20 protein-coding genes and 1 pseudogene are annotated in these 16,175 nt (G+C 50.5%); 4 read left to right on the top strand and 17 right to left on the bottom strand.

Going from position 1 to position 16,175, the window contains the following annotated elements; all coding sequences use genetic code 11:
- Positions 1 to 108: 108 nt before the first annotated feature.
- Entirely contained in the window at positions 109 to 1,311 is a 1,203-nt protein-coding gene (locus J1781_RS21500; RefSeq protein WP_129953993.1) for a benzoate/H(+) symporter BenE family transporter, read from the bottom strand.
- 138 nt (positions 1,312 to 1,449) lie between these two features.
- On the opposite strand from J1781_RS21500, the gene J1781_RS21495 reads away from it, so the two are divergent.
- Positions 1,450 to 2,016, top strand: coding sequence for a helix-turn-helix domain-containing protein (locus tag J1781_RS21495; RefSeq protein WP_129953991.1), 567 nt, complete (start codon positions 1,450 to 1,452; stop codon positions 2,014 to 2,016).
- A gap of 29 nt (positions 2,017 to 2,045) precedes the next feature.
- On the top strand, positions 2,046 to 2,498 hold the full coding sequence (locus J1781_RS21490) for a GNAT family N-acetyltransferase (RefSeq protein WP_129991524.1): 453 nt from the start codon (positions 2,046 to 2,048) through the stop codon (positions 2,496 to 2,498).
- A 9-nt stretch (positions 2,499 to 2,507) separates the two neighbouring features.
- On the opposite strand, the gene J1781_RS21485 is transcribed toward J1781_RS21490, so the two are convergent.
- The 5 genes and pseudogenes from J1781_RS21485 to J1781_RS21465 form a co-directional block, all read right to left on the bottom strand.
- Positions 2,508 to 2,987 carry a GNAT family N-acetyltransferase gene (locus J1781_RS21485; RefSeq protein WP_129991523.1) on the bottom strand — a complete coding sequence of 160 codons (480 nt, stop codon included), beginning with the start codon at positions 2,985 to 2,987 and terminating at the stop codon, positions 2,508 to 2,510.
- A gap of 5 nt (positions 2,988 to 2,992) precedes the next feature.
- Positions 2,993 to 3,529 carry a hypothetical protein gene (locus J1781_RS21480; RefSeq protein ID WP_129953986.1) on the bottom strand — a complete coding sequence of 179 codons (537 nt, stop codon included), beginning with the start codon at positions 3,527 to 3,529 and terminating at the stop codon, positions 2,993 to 2,995.
- Positions 3,530 to 3,746: 217 nt separating this feature from the next.
- A pseudogene (locus J1781_RS21475) lies at positions 3,747 to 3,938 on the bottom strand (type VI secretion system tube protein Hcp); the annotation flags it as partial.
- Between the two features lie 84 nt (positions 3,939 to 4,022).
- Positions 4,023 to 4,214, bottom strand: a complete 192-nt coding sequence (locus tag J1781_RS21470) for a hypothetical protein (protein ID WP_037040778.1) — start codon at positions 4,212 to 4,214, stop codon at positions 4,023 to 4,025.
- Positions 4,215 to 4,235: 21 nt separating this feature from the next.
- Positions 4,236 to 4,886, bottom strand: a complete 651-nt coding sequence (locus tag J1781_RS21465; protein ID WP_217234164.1) for an Ssp6 family T6SS pore-forming effector — start codon at positions 4,884 to 4,886, stop codon at positions 4,236 to 4,238.
- A gap of 294 nt (positions 4,887 to 5,180) precedes the next feature.
- Between J1781_RS21465 and yfcF the strand changes: the two genes are divergently transcribed.
- Positions 5,181 to 5,810 (top strand): glutathione transferase, encoded by a 630-nt coding sequence (gene yfcF, locus J1781_RS21460; protein ID WP_129953984.1) that lies wholly within the window; start codon positions 5,181 to 5,183, stop codon positions 5,808 to 5,810.
- Here yfcF and J1781_RS21455 read toward each other — a convergent pair.
- The 3 genes from J1781_RS21455 to bhsA all read right to left on the bottom strand — a co-directional run bounded on the left by J1781_RS21455 (position 5,802) and on the right by bhsA (position 7,317).
- A complete protein-coding gene (locus J1781_RS21455; protein ID WP_129953982.1) occupies positions 5,802 to 6,248 on the bottom strand; it encodes a GNAT family N-acetyltransferase in 447 nt (148 codons plus the stop codon). The genes yfcF and J1781_RS21455 overlap by 9 nt on opposite strands.
- A 19-nt stretch (positions 6,249 to 6,267) precedes the next feature.
- Positions 6,268 to 6,903 carry a LysE family translocator gene (locus J1781_RS21450; RefSeq protein WP_129953980.1) on the bottom strand — a complete coding sequence of 212 codons (636 nt, stop codon included), beginning with the start codon at positions 6,901 to 6,903 and terminating at the stop codon, positions 6,268 to 6,270.
- Positions 6,904 to 7,059: 156 nt separating this feature from the next.
- Positions 7,060 to 7,317 carry a multiple stress resistance protein BhsA gene (bhsA, locus tag J1781_RS21445; protein ID WP_129991521.1) on the bottom strand — a complete coding sequence of 86 codons (258 nt, stop codon included), beginning with the start codon at positions 7,315 to 7,317 and terminating at the stop codon, positions 7,060 to 7,062.
- A gap of 404 nt (positions 7,318 to 7,721) precedes the next feature.
- On the opposite strand from bhsA, the gene J1781_RS21440 reads away from it, so the two are divergent.
- Positions 7,722 to 7,970, top strand: a complete 249-nt coding sequence (locus J1781_RS21440) for a GlsB/YeaQ/YmgE family stress response membrane protein (RefSeq protein WP_129953977.1) — start codon at positions 7,722 to 7,724, stop codon at positions 7,968 to 7,970.
- A 404-nt stretch (positions 7,971 to 8,374) separates the two neighbouring features.
- Here J1781_RS21440 and J1781_RS21435 read toward each other — a convergent pair whose 3' ends face one another.
- The 8 genes from J1781_RS21435 to urtB all read right to left on the bottom strand — a co-directional run bounded on the left by J1781_RS21435 (position 8,375) and on the right by urtB (position 16,052).
- Positions 8,375 to 8,758, bottom strand: a complete 384-nt coding sequence (locus tag J1781_RS21435) for a hypothetical protein (RefSeq protein WP_217157369.1) — start codon at positions 8,756 to 8,758, stop codon at positions 8,375 to 8,377.
- Positions 8,758 to 9,174 carry a DUF2442 domain-containing protein gene (locus J1781_RS21430; RefSeq protein WP_217157371.1) on the bottom strand — a complete coding sequence of 139 codons (417 nt, stop codon included), beginning with the start codon at positions 9,172 to 9,174 and terminating at the stop codon, positions 8,758 to 8,760. The genes J1781_RS21435 and J1781_RS21430 overlap by 1 nt, the downstream gene beginning before the upstream one ends.
- A gap of 13 nt (positions 9,175 to 9,187) precedes the next feature.
- Positions 9,188 to 9,412 (bottom strand): hypothetical protein, encoded by a 225-nt coding sequence (locus J1781_RS21425; RefSeq protein WP_217218698.1) that lies wholly within the window; start codon positions 9,410 to 9,412, stop codon positions 9,188 to 9,190.
- 290 nt (positions 9,413 to 9,702) lie between these two features.
- Entirely contained in the window at positions 9,703 to 11,631 is a 1,929-nt protein-coding gene (locus J1781_RS21420; RefSeq protein WP_217234163.1) for a glycosyl hydrolase family 28-related protein, read from the bottom strand.
- Between the two features lie 254 nt (positions 11,632 to 11,885).
- Positions 11,886 to 12,584 carry an urea ABC transporter ATP-binding subunit UrtE gene (gene urtE / locus J1781_RS21415; protein WP_129953974.1) on the bottom strand — a complete coding sequence of 233 codons (699 nt, stop codon included), beginning with the start codon at positions 12,582 to 12,584 and terminating at the stop codon, positions 11,886 to 11,888.
- A gap of 11 nt (positions 12,585 to 12,595) precedes the next feature.
- Positions 12,596 to 13,402, bottom strand: a complete 807-nt coding sequence (gene urtD / locus J1781_RS21410) for an urea ABC transporter ATP-binding protein UrtD (RefSeq protein WP_205951600.1) — start codon at positions 13,400 to 13,402, stop codon at positions 12,596 to 12,598.
- On the bottom strand, positions 13,402 to 14,475 hold the full coding sequence (gene urtC, locus J1781_RS21405; protein WP_129953972.1) for an urea ABC transporter permease subunit UrtC: 1,074 nt from the start codon (positions 14,473 to 14,475) through the stop codon (positions 13,402 to 13,404). The genes urtD and urtC overlap by 1 nt, the downstream gene beginning before the upstream one ends.
- Entirely contained in the window at positions 14,475 to 16,052 is a 1,578-nt protein-coding gene (gene urtB, locus J1781_RS21400) for an urea ABC transporter permease subunit UrtB (RefSeq protein ID WP_217234162.1), read from the bottom strand. The genes urtC and urtB overlap by 1 nt, the downstream gene beginning before the upstream one ends.
- Positions 16,053 to 16,175 lie beyond the last annotated feature (123 nt).

The raw sequence follows: 16,175 nt of genomic DNA, 5'->3' as shown, positions 1-16,175 counted from the left end.
TTAAAGGGCCTGATTGCACCCAGTAAAGAGGGTTTACCGGTCAGAAAATGTGATCGTCGTCACCTTGTGCCGTGTTACGAAAACCTGTTACCCATAACTTGAACGGACTCAACTTTTCCCGGCGGATTTATCACGATTTCGCGCCGGCATGCTGAGGATCAGATGAGTTATCACACCGCCCGCCAGACCCCAGAATGCCGAACCGACACCCAGCAGCGTGACACCGGAAGCCGTGATCAGAAACGTAATGATTGCCGCGTCGCGCTGACGCTCGTTTTCCAGCGCGCGGTACAGGCTGCCTGCAATGGTGCCGAGCAACGCCAGCCCGGCGATGGTGTGGATCAGCGCCTGTGGCAGGGCGGTAAAGACCATGCCGATGGAGCCGCCAAACACGCCCGCAATCAGATAGAAAACGCCAGCCGAGACGGCCGCCATATAGCGTTTTTTAGGATCGGGATGAATATCCTCGCCCATACAAATCGCGGCGGTAATGGCGGCGATACAGATGGTAAAACCGCCAAACGGCGCTAAAACTAACGCAGTCAGCGCCGTCCAGGAAATCAGGGGCGAAACAGGCAGATGATAGCCGTGCGCTTTCAGTGTGGCGATGCCCGGCGCATTCTGTGAGGCCATGGTCACCACAAAAAACGGAATGCCGATGCCGATAATTGAGGAAAGCGTGAAATGCGGCATCACAAACGCCGGTGCGGCGAAGGTCAGCGTCTGGCCGTGCAGCGCAATATCACCCTGTAATCCGGCGACGATCAGCCCGGCGGCCAGTGCGAGCACCACCGCATAGCGCGGCAGGGCGCGCTTTGCCAGCAGATACACCAGACACATGGTGCCTGCAAGGGCGAAATTGCTTTGCAGTGAGGTAAAGGCGTCCAGCCCGAAGCGCAGCAGAATGCCGCCGAGCATCGCCGCTGACAGCGCCTGCGGGATGTAATGCATCAGTCGGGCGAATAAGCCGGTCACGCCGCACAGCAGGATCAGCCCGGTGGCAAAGACAAATACGCCAATGGCTTCGTTAAGTGAGGTGCCGGGCAGGCTGGTGACCAGCAGCGCCGCGCCGGGTGTCGACCAGGCCGTCACCACCGGTGTGCGGTAATACAGTGATAGCCCGATGCTGGTGACCCCCATGCCCAGACCCAGCATACTCAGCCAGCCGCCAATTTGTCCCGCGCTGGCCCCTGCCGCTTCCGCTGCCTGAAAGATAATCGCTGCGGAGCTGGTATAACCGACTAAAACCGCAACAAATCCGGCGATTACCGCCGAAAATGTCAAATCCTGCGGACTGAAACGCGAGGCCATAGGTGAAATTCCTTCTGGTTACCGCTTGCTGGCGGTATGCTGTTGTGCGTTATAGCGTACATCGGATGCGCTCAAAATATCATTGTGCGTTATAGCGCACAACCATGATCGCTAAAAATGATTGCCAGAGGAGTCAGGATGCAGGAGCTCACCCGCCATATTGGCAGCCAGCTGAAAGCCGTTCGCAGCGAACGTGGCTGGAGCCTCAGCCAGACGGCAGAACACACCGGTGTCAGCAAGGCAATGCTGGGGCAAATTGAACGCGGCGAATCCAGCCCGACCGTTGCGACGCTATGGAAAATCGCCAGTGGCCTGAATGTTTCGTTCTCGGAGTTTCTTGAAACCCCGCCTGCGCAGTCGGCGGCATTGCACCGGCACGGTTTGCTGACCACGTTTAACAGCGACAGCTCAGGAATGCGCGTGGTGCCTTTGTTTCCGTTTGACACCACATTGCGTATGGACATGTTTGTTATCGATCTTGAACCGGGTGGATGCAGCGAATCCACGCCACACGAAGCCGGTGTGATTGAGCATGTCATTGTTATCGAAGGAGAACTGACACTGACGGTGGACGGTATGACGCGCCTGCTCAGTGCCGGTGAAGCTTTGCGTTTTGCCGCCGATTGCCCGCACGCTTACCGCAATGAAAGCGGTCATTCCGTACGTTTCCACGACCTGATACATTATCCGCAGTCACGTCCGTAACGTTTTCATTTCCTCAGGAGAATGTCCCGATGAGCCAGCCGCAAGATGTGGTGATCCGTCCGTTAACGCCCGCAGACCGTCAGGAGTGGGAAATGTTATGGCGCGATTACCTGGATTTTTATCAGTCGACGCTCGATCCGGCGCAGTTTGATCACACCTTCCGGCGGTTATCGCAGCCCGAGTATGCCAGTATGTTTGGCTATGTGGCGGAGTATGAGGGGAAACTGGTCGGTCTGGTGAACTGTATCAATCACGATCATGGCTGGCATATGCAGCAGGTGGTGTATTTGCAGGATTTATATGTCGATGACGGCGCGCGTAAACTGGGGATCGGGCAAAAACTGATTGAAGCGGTTTACGCCTACGCCGATGAAAACAATAAAGCTAACGTCTACTGGACGACCCAAACCTCGAATCATACTGCCCGCAAACTGTACGATCGTGTGGGGCGGCTGACTGATTTTATTAAATACCAGCGCTGACCGGCGCTGTCATTCTGCGCTTAACGCTTTTACCATCGTCAGATTGGTCGGCGCATAGCCCAGACTGCTGTATAACGCCTGCGCAGCACTGTTTTTATAAAACACATTCAGGCCGACAGATGTCAAACCCAGTCCGCGCACTTTTTCTTCCAGCTGTAAAAAGGCTGCGCGGGCATGGCCCTGACGGCGAAATTGCGGAAACACTGACACTTCATAAATAAAAGCGCTACGCTCGCCCTGACGCTCACTGACCGCAAACCAAATATACCCCGCAGTTTCCCCGTCGGCCTCTGTTCTTATTTCAAACAAATAATTATCCGGTGTGGCCAGGCCCTGCGGCAGCAAACGCGTTATTTCACCTTGTGATCGTGTCAGCGCATTTTCCTGCTGCCAGCGGCCTGAACTGACATTTTCTCTGGCGTAATCGCTGACCAGCCGATCAAAAAATTGCGGGTAAAAAGTATCACGCATAGCGGATAAAAAAGTCATCAGAATCACTCCTTCGGCGATTTTTTATACGGCGTAACGTAGCATTCGCTGATGGTGGTGGAATGACTTTCCATCTGCGTGATGATGTAGCCTTTATCCGTCAGCGCCACCGAGCTGTAGGGGGTTTCATTATTTTTATCTGCAATCACGTCTTCAAAAGACTGAATGATTTTGGCCTTCTCACTGGCGCGTGTCGGATCATCCATTCCGTCGACCCGGATCATCGCCTGTTTAAACTGGTTACTGAATCCTGTTTTCCCCGCCCGGCTTTCAATCACGGCCTTAATGTTCACCGTGACGTCATTACCGAGCAGAAATAACGTGTTGCTCTGGTAAACCAGCACATTCTTGCGCTTCGAGACGACAAAACCGTTCTCGATCACTTTCATTTTGCTGTTGTTGGCGTAAGTCACGTCATCGAGGCAAATGGTTTTATCCCCGACCTTGAACTGGCTGAACCGTGCTTTGATTTCTTTCGGCGTGGATGCCGCCTGCGAGCAGAGCGGCGCAAGCAGCAGAAGAGGTAAGAGCCATGACTTCATAGGAGTTTCCTGAACAGGTGCTGAATCAGCCGACATAACAGCAGTATAGGGAGACCGGCGCAGGATGCGAATGTTTATCTTTGGCGGACCTCATCCTTATTCATTGTTACAATGAATAAGGATGAGCCGGGTTGGAGGCGTAAAAATGCCGACTTTATATGTCGTTTTTGGATTTCAGAAGCAGAGAGGGAGGCTGTAGTGGGTTGTCGCCGATCTATTAGGCGGTTATGCGTTCATTCCAGGTATCTTTATAAATGATATTCCCGTTTACATACTTCCATGTAATGCTTTCATAGCGTAGTGGGATAGTTTCAAAATGTGTTCCAGTCTGGTTGCCTGGGTATAAATTTGGTGCAATGGATGTAACTTTTACATTTTCCAAAATGATATTGAAGTATTCGGCTTCAACGAACCACCAACAATGGGCGAACCATCTACTCCGGTTAGAAATAAATATGCTGGATTTGACATGAAATATCCTTATTTTTAATGTTTAGTTATCTTGCGGGTAATATTTATCGATTAGTTTACCAATAATCCATATGACAAATACCATAGCTGAAATGGCGAGCAATCTCTCCAGCCAGGTATCAAAATAAAATACAAAGAATAACGAAAACCAGACTGATGCACCACCAAGGATTGCGCCTATTTGACCTACTGCAGCGTTTGCAGCTTTCTTCATAAAACTGGGTTTCTTATCCACCTATCCACGGGCTCCAACTTTTGAATCTATAATTTTTAGGATCCTATCAAACGCGGGAGAGCCTTGTTGGTGTCGAACAGACAGGGCGTCAATAAAAGGTGACAGGGCAGGCTCGAACAGGAAATAAAGCAGATCATAATCTTTTAACCGCAAAGTAGCGTAGAGTTCAGGCACTTCCACGCTCAGCTTTTCTGATGCCCGAATGCAGCGTTCTTTCATTCCTCCGACTAATAATATGTTTCCAATGACCCCGCCTCTTACTTTCACAAAAAAGCTTGTTCCTTGAGCTATCGCGATAGCAACTTTCCCGGCAATAACTGTATTAGTTGCAGTTCTGCCGACAACTGAGAAAAAAGATCGGCTGTATGTTTTGTTTTTTTCGCTTTCTGAAACATATTTATTGAAATCGTTAAGTATAATCTGTATCGCGTCCGTAATCCGATCATGTTCCAGTATTCCACGTTTAATCGATTCTATTATTCTTATTGTTTCTGTTTCATGTGCGTGGTATGAATCTGTATCGAAAAAACCATACGCAAGATATCCCAGATCAACTGGCACGGAAAGTATTCCATGTACCAAACCAATAGCTGAATCAGGTGAAATAATTATGTCGGTAATGCGCTGTGCTATCTCTTCTGAATTATCCATAAGGCGCCCTTTGAAGTCCGTTTGTTTGGCGTTTTTTTAGAGGGTATATTGACTTAAGCCAAATGGCAATGGCTAAAAAACGTGCGAAAGTTTGGTGCGGAAAATATCTTCTTTAATCAGTTTCTGAAAATTAGCTGAATGTATAAGATGATGTACGCATTCTTTAGAATGAGGAAAATTGCCCGTATCCCAACAACTCCACTCGGGTTTATCATCTGAATGAGTTTTTAACGACACCTCCCTCTTTCTGCGCTATGTTTTTCTCCTTTGTTCTCTTTCTTTCAGGAGTTTGCTATGAGCCAGCCTTCGCTAATTTTGTATTCCGACGCCAATTTTTTCAGTCCTTACGTGATGTCGGCTTTTGTCGCGTTAACCGAAAAAGGCATTCCCTTTGAACTGGAAAAGGTGGATCTGGCTAATGCAGAAAACCTGAAAGAAAATTATTCGGCGATTTCCATCACCCGCCGCGTACCGACATTAACCAACGGCGCTTTTGTCTTATCCGAATCTTCTGCGATTGATGAATATGTCGAAGAGTTATTCCCGGCGCCGACGTTCCCGGCGATTTACCCGGCTGACCCTGAAAACCGCGCCAAGGCCCGTGAAGTACAGGCATGGCTGCGCAGTGATCTGATGCCCATTCGCGAAGAGCGCTCAACTGAAGTGGTGTTTGCCGGTGCGAAACGTCCGGCGCTCAGTACAAACGGACAGCAGGCGGCTGAAAAACTGTATGCCGCCGCCGCGTTTTTGTTGGGCGACAAAGAACATTTATTTGGCGAATGGTGTATTGCGGACGTGGATCTGGCGCTGATGATTAACCGTCTGCATCTGAACGGTGATCCGGTACCGGAAAAACTGGCCGCGTACGCAGATGCGCAATGGCAGCGGCCATCGGTTAAGGAATGGCTGGCGCTTTCAGCTTAACGTTTTTGTCAGAAAGAACCGCGTATGCGTTGAGGGCGCATCGTCCGGCGCACGGGAGTCAGGGATATAATCCTCCAGCGCCATTTGCATGCTATAGCCCATACGTTCATAGAAAGGCCGCGCCTGAAAACTGAACGTATCAACCAGCGAGTAACGGCAACCCCGTGCTTTGGCTTCTTCTTCTGCTTCTGTAATCAGCTGCGTGCCGACATCTTTGCCGCGCAGCGATTCATCGACCCATAGCATTTTTATGTACATCCAGTAACCGACGGTTTCCGCTACGATACCCGCCAGCTTCTTTCCATTTTCATCTTCCACAAAAATACCCAACTCGCGGAATGTCGGTTTCGGGATAAAGTTTCTGTTGAAATCCCGCAGTGCCGTTTTGATCTCCTCGAGATCGCTTTCGGTCGGGGCATGGCTGAGACGGGTCTTCATGACATTTTTCCTTTTATTGTTAACGTTTTGTCGTAGCGAGGCGAACTGCAAAAGCGATAAATACGGTGCCGGTAAGGCGATCCAGCGTTCTGACCACTGCCGGACGGCGCAACCAGCGCGACAGCGGGCGGGTGGCCGAAATCATCGTGACTGACCATAACGTCCCGATCACCGCATGCATGGCGGCGAGGCCGAAAATATATGGCCCGACAGGATAGCCGGTGGCGACGAACTGCGGCAGGAAGGAGACATAAAACACGCCGACTTTCGGGTTAAGCACATTGCCAAAAAGACCTTTAACGAACGGCGAGTTTCCGATACGCAAGGCTTTGTGGCGGCTTTCCGGCGCATCCATGTTCATTTCGCTGCGGGGTTTGAACAACATCTGCAGGCCCAGCCAAGCCAGATACGCGGCACCGATCCATTTCAAAACATTGAAGGCGATTTCAGAGGCAGCCAGCACGGCACCGAGACCGAGTGCCACCATTGCGCCCCAGACCAGACATCCTGTGCTGATGCCAAAAGCGGTAAACAGCGCCTTTTTACTGCCCTGACTGGCAGCAGTGCGCAACACCAGTGCGGTATCGAGACCGGGCGTAAGCGTTAAAATACCGGCGGCAAGCGCGTAAGAAAGCAGGGATTCGGTGAGGGTCATGGCTTTTCCTGATGAGCGAAAAACCCAGAATAGTGAAACGTGCGGCACAGATGCAATCACGAATTTAAATGAAATTCGGCATAAAAATACGGGCAAATAAAAAAGCCTGTGGAAGTCGGGCTTCCACAGGCTTTTCAGCGGGTTTTATGCAGGAGATTATTTATAGATTTCAGCGTCAGCGTGCAGTTTGTTGTTACCGGTCACGGAGATGATGCGGTAAGAAGAGGCACCGGCTTCCTGTGCTTGTTGAGAAAGTTTCGCTTCCAGGCCACTGATAGAGGTGGAGTTGGCGGCGGAAATTACACCGATTTTCTGCATGTCATTTGTTGGCTGATTAATCTGCTGAGCCGCGAAGCTGCCGAAAGAGATCAGGGAAAGGGTGGCAGCTACAGCAAAAATTTTGACGTTTTTCATGATGATTTATCCATTCAGGTTATGAGAGTGAAAGGTGGTTGCCTTTCGATGAATGTATAATAGGCGTGATCTTCAGGGATGAAAAACGGATTGATTTGAGTATCTCGTTCAAAAAATTTGGTCTACTTTTTACGCAATTTTACGTCCCCGTGCAGGCAACTGACGAAACCGCATTCGTGCTGACACTGTCTGAAAGTGCCTTAGATTTCTCTGCATTTCTTCCCTTCCTGCTGATTTTGGGCGGTTTTGTAGAATGGTGCTAGACTTTATCTGTAGTTCAAGAAGGAGGGCATGCGTGTAAAACACGCGTTCTGCTCGCAGGGCCTGAATCGTTCTGCTCTTGTTTGGCTAACTTGGCTGAACAATATTCACGGTAACGGAAATTTATTCGGAGGAGTCGAAAAATGGGAATTTTATCCTGGATTATCTTTGGTCTGATCGCAGGTATTCTGGCGAAGTGGATCATGCCAGGCAGAGATGGCGGCGGATTCATTCTGACTGTCGTTCTGGGTGTTGTCGGTGCTGTTGTAGGGGGTTATATCAGTACCTTCTTCGGCTTTGGTCGCGTGGACGGATTCAACTTCGGCAGCTTCGTTGTCGCGGTGATTGGTGCAATCGTTGTGCTGTTTATCTACCGTAAAGTCAGAAGTTAAAGATTTACTCTGATGCTGAAATGTTAAAAGCCGCGCAAGTCGCGGCTTTTTTGTGTCTGTTAATCCTGAAGCATAACCTGATAACTGGCTTCAGGCTCATGCAATCTCATGGAAAGAGTATCGGCAGGAGATCGGCTCTTATGCATGATTACCATAAATACGAGCCCGGCAGGAGTGGTTAAAAAGTACGCCACATGGTGCTGATGGAGAAACCGGAAGAGATCTACGGGTTTGCCGTTCCGATTGATTTACACAGGTTTCCGCTGGACTCTCAAAAGAACATCACCAAATTGAGTTTTGACTTCATTAGCGCTTAGTGACTTCCTTCGAATGATTCATTCGATTCATTCGAAATATTGTACGGCTGTTAATCCTAAACTGCCTAAGGTTTCATCAGTGAAGTTTCACTCCACCGGCGACGTCGGCAGCCGCACGATGTCCTGATTTTCATTGCCCATCCAGTAGACGCCTTCTTTCGCCCAGAACGGGCCTTCGATAAAGTCGAGAAGATCGGAATACTCTTCGTAAAACTGCTTACCGTCACGGTTATATACGCGCATGTAGCCGGAGTAATGACCGCCATCGCCCGGCATGGTCATACGCGGGATAAATTCAAAGGTTTTATACTCGCGCACCACGTACTGTTTATTCGGGCTCCACTGCTCCGAAACCAGCTTCCCCTGTTTCCACCACTGATGGCACCCGGCGATAACCGCCACCAGCACCGCCAGCATGATCCAGCGCTTACGCTGACGCATCAGGGCTTCCTGACTTTTGATTTTTGGCATTAACTTAACTCTGTAATTTTACGCGGACGTCCGCCTTTTTTGCCATTTTCCCGGCTGGCACTGGCTTTAACGGCGCTGCGCATGGCACCATTAATTGAGGCAACAATTTTCTGTAAATCGCTGGCATCAAAAAGAATTTTTGCAAGTAAACCTGGCAGATAGATATCCACATTACAGGCCGGAATACGCAGTGCTTTGCTGAAACCATCGACTTCTGCGGTGATCAGTTGTTCCTGCGTTGCGTGCTGAAGTTCCTCAATCAAATCAATGTTAATAAGATACCCGACGCCGTCGCCGTGCATGACCGTAAAGGCATGTTGTTCAGGACGATATTCCACCGAAACAGGGCGGGAAGGGCCATTAGCCGTTTGCTGCCCGCGTTTTAACGCCGCATCAAATCGTGTCATTGGTGCCATGGATCTTCTCCCATTAAGCCTTGAGCGTGACGATATTGGCTTCTAAGTAACGAAACAAAGCTTTGATCTCCGCGAACGTGGCGACACCATAAATTTCCATTGTGTCGTAGTTAAGTGAATGACGGTCGAAAGCCATCTTTATTGGTTGAACGGTGCGCCTTAAATGAACATGGCGCGGCAGGTGATCATGGCTGTAAACCATCATCAACCATGCTGAAAAGCGGAGAATTGTGGGCATGAGTTTATCCATAAACCTAGCAGTTAGGTTTATGGTGAACCAGGTAGCTGCAAATAGCGACTGTTTTCGTTAGACAGCAGTAATATCCGAGTTTTCACTTCCTGAACCGCTGCGCCTTAATCTCCGGATCCAGAAGGTAATCGAGGCACCACTGGCAGACTTTACCTACAACGTTGGAACGGGCGTCGAGCAGCAAATAATTTGATGCTGACACGCCGCTGATGAGGAGATTTTTGTTGAAAGAGTGTGATAAATGCTAGATGGTTTTGACCTGAGCGACGGTGAACTCTTTAATCTCCATAGTATGCGATGCGGATCTCCTTCATCACATTATTTACGACGTTGTTTGTCATCATAATTAATACGTCGAGACTGTTGTCCAACCCGTGAATCGATCCTTTGCCTGGAATAAAACCAGGGGCTGTACTTGTAGCCTGTGTGACAAGGTTCGTATCAGTCAGTGCATCAGAGGTAGCGCTTCTGCTATTGGCCATTTCTATAAAGGGCGTCGCATTACTATTTCCATCAAATGCGACCATTCTTCTCAGAGAAAGATCGACTCTTGATGCACCAGCCGAGTTTCCTGTGAGAGCGTTCGCTCCAAAAGTTAAATAGCACCGCACATCTGCAATAGCTTTCATGCTGTCTGGTATATTATAAAGAAAGGATATTTCTGTTCCTGCTTTTGTCGCAACTGTTTTATTTAAGTTTATAGTATTTGCATTGGATTTATCACTAAACATAATATCACCTGGTCTAAGGTATTTGTATTGATATTTCCAACCTTTAACTGTGTTATTTTGCAAATAAAAATAAGGAGGTTTGTCTGTATTAAACCTGAAATTGTTAATGTCATATTTAATAGTGTTTTCTGTTGCGTTGAGGTTGCCGAAATATAATTCGTATAGACAGTTTTTTGTCATTACGTTGTCAATGGTTGTGTTTTTTGAATAAATGCTGATTGCTTGATCACAATCAACTGCAATTATACCATTAATAAAGTTTGGTTTGGATTTATCATTAAATTCGGATAATGTGTAATATGTGGAAACCGCAGTGATAGCATTGCCAATATGGATGTTCTTAACGCTGCAATTCTTAGCGTTATTAAGTAGAATACCTTCAGATGACATTGTTCGACCTAAATCAGGTATGAATATGTCTGCAATTTCTATATTTTCAACTACATTTGTAGCAACCCCTGAACCATTAGCAGAACCAGGCGCCATTGGCTGAATTTGCTTAGCACATTTAATGGAGCAATCTGTAGAATTAGCTATGAATCCAATGGAGTAATAAGTTTTGTTTTGGTTAGGAGTAATGACATGTAAATTATAAGCATGGCATTCATAGTTCGAAGGCGTTTCTGGAGTGACGTCTGAACCAATTCCGATAAGCTGAGTCCATCCCTCCCCCCAGATATTATAAACAGAACAAAACTGACTATTTACCATATTTACACCATAGCCGCCATCAAGATTGGAACCGGTATATCGTGCAACAAGATATAAATCATGTACGGAACATTTCGACGATTGGACGAATTGTTGATTATCCCTTAAGAAGGCACCTAGGTTCGGGTTAACAAAAGATCTATCTGTAACGGATGCAAATGGGAATGTACCCGCGTTGTATGCAGTTATAGCTTTATCACGGTTGATTTCATTACTAGAACCAATAACGATACATCCGCGACCTTTTATCGCTAAGGTGGGGTTCTCCATGATGATGCGACAACTCGCTCCTGTACCAAAGAGCTCTGTATTACTGAATAAAAAAATAGGGTAAGTAAGCCGATATTCAACACCAGGGGTAGGTACAAATACTCTTCCTCCCCCCATCAGATGTGCTGCTGTAAGTGCACTTTGAAATGCTAAAGAATCGTCCGTAACACCATCGCCAACAGCTCCAAAAGCCATAACTGAAAGTGTCCCAACATTCGACTGATTAAGTGTGCTTAAAACACTTTCATCAAGCCCAAGATTAAATTCTACAGGATTTATTTCTGCTGTTAGAGCTGCGTCGATGTTCTTCGCGGTGTAACCCAGCATCTCTGTTTCATCATTGTTTTTAGGTATAAGGATTGCTTCAGTTATTGATCGAACAGCCGAGACTTGCTGTAGTGACACGTCTTTCTCCGAAACCCCATTTAGGAAATTTACTTCTGTAATGATGCCGGAAAAGTTGCAATACTCTTGCTGAGTTAGCCGTAGTTTCATTGAATTCACTCTCCTAAATGATGATCTTCAGACACCGATAGCGTCTTTACGTTTATTCAATTGATGCAATACATATCGAGCATCAGTCGAACCACACTCATTATGAGTAAAGGAATTCACTGGGCCTATTATTACCGGAGGTGCCAGAGACAGCACAATAAAGTCTCTCCTGGCTCAGAGAGGTGCTTGTCATCACAGCGGCGACTGTTATCTATAGTTTCGGCATAATTGCCATGATATCCAGAAATACAAAATTAAATCGCCACCAGCCCCCGAACTCCTTCCGCCTCCATTTCTGCCCCGCGACCGCGTTTCACAATGCTGCCGCGCGACATCACAAGATAGCTGTCGGCCAGAGCGGCAGCGAAATCATAGAATTGTTCAACCAGCAGGATCGCCATGTCACCCCGGGCTGCGAGCTGTTTGATCACTGCGCCGATTTCCTTGATCACCGATGGCTGAATGCCTTCTGTCGGTTCGTCGAGGATCAGCAGGCCCGGCTTACAGGCCAGCGCGCGGCCGATTGCCAGTTGCTGCTGCTGGCCGCCGGACAAATCCCCGCCACGGCGATGTTTCATTTCCAGCAGGATCGGGAACAGGTGATAGATTTCATCCGGCACCTGCTTTGCCGCACTGCCGGAGAAACGCGATAATCCCATCAGCAGATTTTCTTCCACCGTCAGGCGCGGAAAAATTTCGCGTCCCTGCGGGACGTAAGCGATCCCCGCCTGCACGCGCTGGTGCGGTTTGCGGTTATTGATCACCTGATCCTGCCAGCTGATGGTGCCGGACTTCGCCGGAATCAGTCCCATCAGGCACTTGAGCAGCGTAGTTTTCCCGACACCATTACGCCCGAGCAGGCAGGTGACCTCACCGATTTTTGCCTCGAAAGACAGGCCGCGCAAAATGTGGCTGCCGCCGTAAAACTGATTCAGTTCATTTACCTGCAACATAATGCGATTCCTCAGCGTCCTAAATACACGTCGATGACCTGCTCGTTGGCCTGCACTTCACGCAGCGAGCCTTCAGCCAGTACCTGGCCCTGATGCAGCACGGTGACGTGGTCAGCGATGGTTTCCACAAACCCCATATCGTGCTCGACTACCATCAGCGAATGTCTGCCCGCCAGTTGTTTGAACAACTCGGCGGTGTATTCGGTTTCGGCATCAGTCATGCCTGCCGCCGGCTCGTCGAGCAGCAACAGATGCGGCTCCTGTACCAGCAGCATGCCGATTTCCAGAAACTGTTTCTGGCCATGCGAAAGCAGGCCTGCTGGCCGGTGGCGTTCCGCTGCCAGGCGCAGCGTACCAAGCATTTCATCAATGCGGTCACGCTGTTCGCTGTTCATTTTGGCACGCAGACAGGCCCATACCGATTTATGGGTTTTCTGCGCGATTTCCAGATTTTCGAATACGGTCAGTGCTTCAAATACGGTCGGTTTCTGGAATTTCCGCCCGATGCCGGACTGCGCAATCTGCACCGGATCCAGCTTCGTCAGATCGGTACGCTGATCGTAAAAAACGCGGCCGCTTTGCGGTTTGGTTTTGCCGGTGATGACATCCATCAGCGTGGTTTTTCCCGCGCCGTTCGGGCCGATTACACAGCGTAATTCACCGACGCCGATGTTCAGCGACAAATTGGTCAGCGCCTTAAATCCGTCAAAACTGACGTTGATGTTTTCCAGTTGCAAAATCGGGTCAGTTTGTTCGCGATGCCGGTCCGCCAGCTGCGGCCGGGTAAACAGGTCTTCGGTCATGTTGAGCGGATCCATCAGGATTTCCTCTTGCGCAGCAGGCCAATCACACCTTGCGGCAGGAACAGCGTCACCAGAATAAACATGCCACCGAGCACAAATTGCCAGTATTCGGGAATGGCGACGGTGAACCAGCTTTTCGCGCCGTTGACGATGCCTGCGCCAATAATCGGGCCGATCAGCGTGCCGCGTCCGCCGAGGGCCACCCAGATAGCCGCTTCGATGGAGTTGGTCGGCGACATTTCACCCGGGTTGATAATTCCGACCTGCGGCACATACAGCGCACCCGCCAGGCCGCATAGCATGGCGGAAATTGTCCAGACGAACAGCTTGAAGCCTTTCGGATCGTAGCCGCAGAAAATCAACCGGTTTTCTGCGTCGCGCACCGCCGTCAGCACGCGGCCATATTTACTGCGCGCCAGCGCAAAGCCGAGCGCCAGACTGGCGACCAGCACCATAACCGTGGCTAAAAATAATCCCACGCGGGTACCGGTAGCGGTAACCGGAAAGCCGAGCAGGGTGGTGAAACCGGTGAAACCGTTATTGCCGCCGAAGCCGGTTTCATTGCGGAAAAACAGCAACATACCGGCGTAAGTCAGCGCCTGCGTCATGATCGAAAAATAGACACCTTTGATTTTTGAGCGGAAGGCGAAATAACCGAAAACAAACGCCAGCGCGCCGGGCACCAGTACGATCAGACACAACGCCCACGCAAAATGCTGGGTACCCGCCCAGAACCACGGCAGCTCCGTCCACGACAGAAACGACATAAAATCCGGCAGTCCGCTGCCTGCGGCCTGCCGCATTAAATACATGCCCATCGCATAACCGCCAAGGGCGAAAAATAACCCGTGGCCGAGCGACAGCAAACCGGCGTAACCCCAGACCAGATCGAGCGCGATCGCCACGATCGCGTAGCAGAGGATCTTGCCGATCAATGTCAGCGTATAGGTGGAGATCGCCAGCGGATTACTGGCGGGCAACAGCGCCAGAAACGGCATCACAATCAGACCGATAAGCACCAGCGTGCCCACCGAAATCGCAATCTTTGGCGCTTTTTGTACGCCGGTAATCGTCAGAGGCTGGCTCATCAGTCAATCACCCTGCCTTTGAAGGCGAAGAGTCCCTGAGGACGTTTCTGAATAAACAGGATAATCAGCGCGAGGATCAGGATTTTCCCCAATACCGCGCCGATCTCCGGCTCAAGAATTTTGTTCACGATGCCCAGCCCAAAAGCCGCCACCACGGTACCGGCCAGTTGTCCGACACCGCCAAGCACCACGACTAAGAAGGAGTCGATGATATAGCCCTGGCCGAGTTCCGGGCCGACATTGCTGAGCTGCGATAATGCCACGCCGCCTAAACCGGCAATGCCGGAACCAAGGCCGAACGCCAGCATATCGACGCGTCCGGTCGGTACGCCGCAGCAGGCTGCCATGGCGCGGTTTTGCGTCACGGCGCGTACGTTCATGCCCAGCCGGGTTTTATTGAGCAGCAACCAGGTCAGGCCGAGCACCAGCAATACGAAGATGATTACCGCGATGCGGTTGTACGGCAGCACCAGATTTGGCAGCAACTGAATGCCGCCGGAGAGCCAGCCGGGGTTCGCCACTTCGACGTTTTGCGCGCCAAACAGCATGCGCACGCCCTGGATGAGGATCAGGCTGATGCCCCAGGTTGCCAGCAAGGTTTCCAGAGGGCGTCCGTATAAATGGCGGATGACGGTGCGCTCCAGCGCCATGCCAATCCCGGCGGTAATGAAAAAGGCCACCGGCAGCGCGACCAGCGGATACAGCGCCAGCAGACCCGGCGCGTAGTGCTGAAACAGCGACTGCACCATATAGGTCGAATAGGAGCCGATCATTAACATTTCGCCGTGCGCCATGTTAATCACGCCCAGCAAACCGTAAGTGATCGCCAGACCGAGCGCAGCCAGCAGCAGAATCGAGCCGAGCGACAAACCGGTAAACGCCTGCCCGAGCAAATCGCCAATCATCAGGCGATGCTGCACCGCTTTCAGGCTGGCGAGCGCGGCGTTGCGCACCGTAGCGTCAGGCTCGGTTTTCGGATCCGTCAGGCTTTGCAGACGGCCTTGCGTGTCCGGATCGCCCGACGTGCCGAGCAGTTCAACGGCCTTCAGGCGCACCTGCGGACGGGTATCGGCCAGCTGTAAATTCGCCAGCGCGATGGAAAGGGCGTCGTGCACCGTGCTGTCCTTTTCCAGCTCAAGACGACGGGTCAGCAGCGACAACTGATCGGCCTGCGCTTCGCGTTGCAGAGATTTGGCGGCCTGCAACCGGACGGCGCTGTCTGTGCTCACCAGACGGTGTGCGGAAAGCGCATTGGCAATCAGGATACGCAGACGGTTATTCAGCCAGACTTTTTTGACTTCGCCCTGCGGCTTCACGTCACCTTCCAGCGGTGCCAGCTGATCACCCTTTTGCACAAACGCATGTTTCGCTTCGTCGGTGACGACGTTTTCCTGCTTCAGTGCTTCGAGCAGGGGCAGTCTTTCCGGCTGCGGATCGGCCGCCCATTGCTGTAATAACGTGGCCTGCTGGCTGCGGCTGGCGGCAGCAAAGTCATTCGCCGCCCCCGCCACGGCCAGAAGCGGAAGGCAACCAAGCAGGAAAATCAGTGGCCTGAAGTGAGATAAAAAATGCGTCATGATGTTTTCCTGTTGCCCGGAGTTCGTTGCTAAACCCTCTCCCCAGTCTCCCCCTTCGCAGGGGGAGGAGTGAAAAGCGCCGATCTGCTCCCTCCCCTGTGAAGGGGAGGGCTGGGATGGGGT

It is taken from the genome of Rahnella perminowiae (genome assembly GCF_019049695.1).
Classification (GTDB): domain Bacteria; phylum Pseudomonadota; class Gammaproteobacteria; order Enterobacterales; family Enterobacteriaceae; genus Rahnella; species Rahnella perminowiae.
The sequence above is the reverse complement of the archived record's forward strand: the minus strand, read 5'-3'. Positions and strand labels throughout refer to the sequence as shown.

Excerpts from the sequence above, each read along its gene's own strand:
- J1781_RS21500 (WP_129953993.1), bottom strand. The coding sequence starts at position 1,311 with ATGGCCTCGCGTTTCAGTCCGCAGGATTTGACATTTTCGGCGGTAATC.
- J1781_RS21495 (WP_129953991.1), top strand. The coding sequence starts at position 1,450 with ATGCAGGAGCTCACCCGCCATATTGGCAGCCAGCTGAAAGCCGTTCGC.
- J1781_RS21490 (WP_129991524.1), top strand. The coding sequence starts at position 2,046 with ATGAGCCAGCCGCAAGATGTGGTGATCCGTCCGTTAACGCCCGCAGAC.
- J1781_RS21485 (WP_129991523.1), bottom strand. The coding sequence starts at position 2,987 with ATGACTTTTTTATCCGCTATGCGTGATACTTTTTACCCGCAATTTTTT.
- J1781_RS21480 (WP_129953986.1), bottom strand. The coding sequence starts at position 3,529 with ATGAAGTCATGGCTCTTACCTCTTCTGCTGCTTGCGCCGCTCTGCTCG.
- J1781_RS21470 (WP_037040778.1), bottom strand. The coding sequence starts at position 4,214 with ATGAAGAAAGCTGCAAACGCTGCAGTAGGTCAAATAGGCGCAATCCTT.
- J1781_RS21465 (WP_217234164.1), bottom strand. The coding sequence starts at position 4,886 with ATGGATAATTCAGAAGAGATAGCACAGCGCATTACCGACATAATTATT.
- yfcF (WP_129953984.1), top strand. The coding sequence starts at position 5,181 with ATGAGCCAGCCTTCGCTAATTTTGTATTCCGACGCCAATTTTTTCAGT.
- J1781_RS21455 (WP_129953982.1), bottom strand. The coding sequence starts at position 6,248 with ATGAAGACCCGTCTCAGCCATGCCCCGACCGAAAGCGATCTCGAGGAG.
- J1781_RS21450 (WP_129953980.1), bottom strand. The coding sequence starts at position 6,903 with ATGACCCTCACCGAATCCCTGCTTTCTTACGCGCTTGCCGCCGGTATT.
- bhsA (WP_129991521.1), bottom strand. The coding sequence starts at position 7,317 with ATGAAAAACGTCAAAATTTTTGCTGTAGCTGCCACCCTTTCCCTGATC.
- J1781_RS21440 (WP_129953977.1), top strand. The coding sequence starts at position 7,722 with ATGGGAATTTTATCCTGGATTATCTTTGGTCTGATCGCAGGTATTCTG.
- J1781_RS21435 (WP_217157369.1), bottom strand. The coding sequence starts at position 8,758 with ATGCCAAAAATCAAAAGTCAGGAAGCCCTGATGCGTCAGCGTAAGCGC.
- J1781_RS21430 (WP_217157371.1), bottom strand. The coding sequence starts at position 9,174 with ATGGCACCAATGACACGATTTGATGCGGCGTTAAAACGCGGGCAGCAA.
- J1781_RS21425 (WP_217218698.1), bottom strand. The coding sequence starts at position 9,412 with ATGCCCACAATTCTCCGCTTTTCAGCATGGTTGATGATGGTTTACAGC.
- J1781_RS21420 (WP_217234163.1), bottom strand. The coding sequence starts at position 11,631 with ATGAAACTACGGCTAACTCAGCAAGAGTATTGCAACTTTTCCGGCATC.
- urtE (WP_129953974.1), bottom strand. The coding sequence starts at position 12,584 with ATGTTGCAGGTAAATGAACTGAATCAGTTTTACGGCGGCAGCCACATT.
- urtD (WP_205951600.1), bottom strand. The coding sequence starts at position 13,402 with ATGGATCCGCTCAACATGACCGAAGACCTGTTTACCCGGCCGCAGCTG.
- urtC (WP_129953972.1), bottom strand. The coding sequence starts at position 14,475 with ATGAGCCAGCCTCTGACGATTACCGGCGTACAAAAAGCGCCAAAGATT.
- urtB (WP_217234162.1), bottom strand. The coding sequence starts at position 16,052 with ATGACGCATTTTTTATCTCACTTCAGGCCACTGATTTTCCTGCTTGGT.